The organism is Mesorhizobium sp. M7D.F.Ca.US.004.01.2.1 (assembly GCF_003997785.1).
Taxonomy (GTDB): domain Bacteria; phylum Pseudomonadota; class Alphaproteobacteria; order Rhizobiales; family Rhizobiaceae; genus Mesorhizobium; species Mesorhizobium loti.
In genome coordinates, this window is record NZ_RZRQ01000460.1 from 2,793 (window position 1) to 3,553 (window position 761).

Below are 761 nucleotides of genomic sequence, written 5' to 3' on the forward strand. Positions count from 1 at the left end.
ATGCGCTACATCACAGATCATTGTCATAAACCAGCGAAAAGCGCCAACCAGCGGTCAGCCGTCATTGGCCATGTGGTTAAGGACCGACATCAGCCGGTCGCGGTCCGCGGTCAGCCCCTTGTAGTCGAGCTGGGCGAGATCGAGCGCTTCGAGTTGGGCGGCGAAAGACACCGCCAGCGTTGCCCGATCCGGGTGCCGGGCGAGCACGGCGAGAGGGTCGAGATGGATGCGGATGGTGAACAGGATATCGCGTGCAACAGGCAGTTTGCGCAGGGTTTGCCGCTCGACGCGGATGAAGGCATGGGCGTCGATGTCGCCATCGGGAAAGCGCGACGGCCGGTTGGTGGCGCGGTCGATGCGCTGCAGGTCGGAGAGCGGATGGTAGAGCGCGTTGTCAGTCTGGATCGACCAGTTGTAGCGCTCGACGGCTTGCCCTTGGAGGCCATCGAACATCCGGTTGATCAGCTCGGCCGGACGCGTGCCCGGGCCGAAACCCGGCACCGGCGCGTGGATGTCCTGCAGCGGCTTGCCGAACTTTTCCAGAAGCGACCAGGACGAGGGAAAGCAAAGCGAGCCGGCAACCAGCCGCCAGCCGCTGTCGCTGCGGCGCATCAGGATCAGGTCTTCCTGAATGAGCTGTGAGGCCTTGGCCAGCGGCGCATCGGCGAGGGAAGCAGGCAGACGGTTCGCGGCGCCCGCCACCTCGACGCCTGATCCGCCGAGCCGATAGGTTTCGGGGAAGCTCTCCAGCAGATGCGCAC

General features: G+C 64.8%; 1 protein-coding gene. It reads right to left on the bottom strand.

The window, feature by feature from the left end; all coding sequences use genetic code 11:
- Window positions 1-54: 54 nt before the first annotated feature.
- Window positions 55-761: DUF3445 domain-containing protein (locus EN993_RS32925; protein ID WP_164757966.1), on the bottom strand; the 707-nt coding region annotated here is incomplete at its 5' end.